Source organism: Streptomyces sp. A 4/2, from assembly GCF_940670765.1.
Taxonomy (GTDB): Bacteria; Actinomycetota; Actinomycetes; order Streptomycetales; family Streptomycetaceae; genus Streptomyces.
The window spans coordinates 1-3,428 of the sequence record NZ_CALNVW010000076.1; the positions used below are offsets into that span (position 1 = coordinate 1).

The following is a 3,428-nucleotide window of genomic DNA, read 5'->3' on the forward strand; positions in this document are numbered from 1 at the left end:
GCGCCATCAGGATCTTTGCCTGCCACGGCGGGCGGCCTGAAGGAACAGTTGGCGGGCCTCGCTGCCACGTCCAGGCGCGCGCAGGTGAGGGAGTTGGTGCGCGGGCTGGTCGGTGCTGTGCTCGGCTTTCCGGATTCCACTGCCGTGGATACGGCGACGGCATTCCGGGACCTCGGCTTCGACTCGCTCACCGCTGTCGAACTCCGGAACGCCCTGGTGGTTGCTTCCGGGTTGAAGTTGGCTTCGACGGTGGTGTTCGACTATCCGTCGGTGGAGGCGCTGGCTGATTTCTTGATCGGTGAGTTGTTCGGGAGTGAGGGCGTCGCTTCCTCGGGTGTGCTGGTTCCGTCGGTGGTGGTGGCTGGTGTGGAGGATCCGGTCGTGGTGGTGGGGATGGGGTGCCGATTCCCTGGTGGGGTGGTTTCTCCGGAGGGTTTGTGGGGGTTGGTGTCGGGTGGGGTCGATGCCATGGGTGGTTTCCCGGTGGACCGGGGTTGGGAGGCTGGTGGGGACTTTGCGCCGGTGGGTGGTTTCGTGGAGGGGGTGGCGGACTTCGATGCTGGTCTGTTCGGGATTTCGCCGCGTGAGGCGTTGGCGATGGATCCGCAGCAGCGTCTTCTGCTCGAGGTGGCGTGGGAGTCCCTGGAGCGTGCGGGGATAGGCCCGATGTCCCTGCGTGGACGGCCGGTTGGTGTGTTCGCGGGGACGAACGGCCAGGACTACCCGGCCCTGCTGGCCCTGGCAGGTGAGTCGGGTGACGGCTATGGGGGGACCGGGAGTTCGGGGAGTGTGCTCTCGGGTCGGGTGTCGTATGTGTTGGGGCTTGAGGGTCCTGCGGTGACGGTGGATACGGCGTGTTCGTCGTCTCTGGTGGCGATGCATCTGGCGGCGCAGTCGTTGCGTTCGGGGGAGTGTTCGCTGGCGTTGGCCGGTGGTGTGACGGTGATGTCGACGCCGGGCGCTTTCGTGGAGTTCGCCCGGCAGGGCGGCCTGGCCGGTGACGGACGGTGCAAGGCGTTCTCCGACGATGCGGACGGCACCAGCTGGGGGGAAGGCGCCGGCGTTCTCGTACTGGAGCGGTTGTCGGACGCGCGGCGCAACGGGCATCCCGTACTGGCTGTGGTGCGGGGCAGTGCGGTCAATCAGGACGGTGCGTCGAACGGTCTCACCGCGCCCAACGGCCCCTCCCAGCAGCGGGTGATCCGGCAGGCTCTGGCTGATGCCGGTCTGTCGGCGGCGGACGTGGATCTGGTGGAGGCGCACGGCACGGGTACATCTCTGGGTGACCCGATCGAGGCGCAGGCGTTGTTGGCCACGTACGGGCAGGGGCGGCCGGAGGGGCGGCCGTTGTGGTTGGGGTCGGTCAAGTCGAACATCGGTCACACCCAGGCCGCGGCGGGTGTGGCCGGGGTCATCAAGATGGTGCAGGCGATGCGCCACGGGGCCATGCCCAAGTCGCTGCATGTGGGTACGCCGTCGTCGCACGTGGACTGGTCGGCGGGTGCGGTGGAACTGCTCGCCGAGGGTCGGGCTTGGCCGGAGACGGACCGGCCGCGGCGGGCCGGTGTGTCCGCGTTCGGCGTCAGCGGCACCAACGCACACGTGATCATCGAAGAAGCACCCGAGCTGGCTGCTGTCCCGGTCAGCGATGAACTGTCGGGACAGGGCAGTCAACTGGAGGCATGGAAGCTACCGCTGGTGCCATGGCCGCTCTCGGCGAAGTCGACCGATGCGGTGGCAGCGCAGGCGAGCCGCCTGGCGTCCGACCCTGCTTCGGGCATGAAGCCGGAGGCCGTGGGCTTGTCATTGGCCACCACCCGAACCGGCCTTGAAAGCCGTGCGGTAGTACTCGGCTCGGACTCCGAGGAGTTCAAAGCCGGGCTCGAGGCACTGATGGCAGGTCGACCCGCGCGTAACGTCGTCTTCGGTACGGCGAACAGTGGTGGTCTGACCGGGTTTGTGTTCTCGGGCCAGGGTGGCCAACGGCTCGGCATGGGAGCGGAGTTGGCTGCTACCTTCCCGGTCTTCGACGGGGCTTTGGGTGAGGTGTGTGGGCATTTCGACGTGCTGCTCGACCGGCCGTTGCGTGAGGTGATGTTCGGGGACGGGGAGGCGCTGCGGCGTACGGGCTGGGCACAGCCCGCGCTGTTCGCCGTCGAGGTGGCGTTGTTCCGGCTGGTGGAGTCGTGGGGCCTGGTCCCCGATTATGTGGTGGGCCATTCGGTGGGCGAGTTGGCTGCCGCTCATGTGGCGGGTGTGCTGTCGCTGGGGGATGCGTGCCGTCTGGTGGCTGCGCGTGCCCAGCTGATGGAGGCGTTGCCTGAGGGTGGTGCGATGTGGGCGGTGCGCGCGTCTGTGGAGGAGGTCACGCCGCTTCTTGTCGAGGGTGTGTCCATCGCTGCGGTGAATGCTCCTGGTCGGGTGGTTCTGTCGGGCGAGCGTGCGGCTGTTGAGTCTGTTGCCGCGTCTCTGTCCGGCCGTGATGGGCGTTGGCTGGAGGTGAGTCATGCGTTCCACTCGGTGTTGATGGACCCGATGCTGGAGGCGTTTGGTGATGCTGCCTCTGGCATTGAAATGCATCGCCCGCAGATCCCCGTGGTGTCCACCCTGACGGGTGAGTTGGTGGAGAAGTTCACGGGCCGGTACTGGGTGGATCAGGTGCGTGGGACGGTGCGGTTCGCGGATGCCGTGACCCGGTTGCGGGCTCTGGGTGTGTCCCGGTTCGTGGAGGTCGGTCCTGACGCGAGTCTGGTGGGCGCGGTCGGCGAGACGTGTGAAGGTGCGCCGGCTGTGCCGTTGCTGCACCGTAAGCGTCCTGAGTCGGGCACGGTTGTCACCGCGCTGGCCCGGTTGTGGGTGGATGGTTGTCCGGTGGACTGGCAGGGGTTCTACGCGCCCACGGGTGCGGTCGCCGTCGATCTGCCGACGTATGTCTTCCAGCGTGAGCGTTACTGGCCGCGTGTGAAGCCCGCTGCCCTGGCGGAGCCCGGTGTGGGTGCCGACGCCGAGATATGGGAGGCGGTCGAGCGGGGTGATGCCGATCTGTTTGCCGCAGAGCTCGGGCTGGGGGCAGGGTCTTCGCTGAGCGAAGCGCTTCCGGCGCTTTCCGCGTGGCGTAGGCGTCGCCAGGAGCGTGCGGTGGTGGACCGGCTGAAGTACGAGGTCTCGTGGACTCCGGTGGGTGTGAGTTCTGATCGGGATGTTTCGGGTGAGTGGTTGTTGGTGGAGTTCGAGGGTGGTGGGGATCCTTGGCCGGGGTTGTTGGCTGGGGAGTTGGTGTCTCGTGGGGCGCGGGTGAGTCGGTTGGTGGTGGGTGTGGGTGATGTGGATCGTGGGGTGTTGGCGGGGTTGTTGGCTGGGTTTGCGGGTTGTGGGCGGGTGGTGTCGTTCTTGGGTCAGGGTGAGTCGGCATATGCGGGTGACGTGTC

The 3,428-nt window shown here is 67.2% G+C and carries 1 protein-coding gene; it reads left to right on the forward strand.

Annotated features, from left to right (window positions below; all coding sequences use genetic code 11):
• Positions 1-96: 96 nt before the first annotated feature.
• Positions 97-3,428, forward strand: a 3,332-nt coding sequence (locus NBY69_RS37050) for a beta-ketoacyl synthase N-terminal-like domain-containing protein (protein ID WP_284350450.1), incomplete at its 3' end; no start/stop codon positions are given.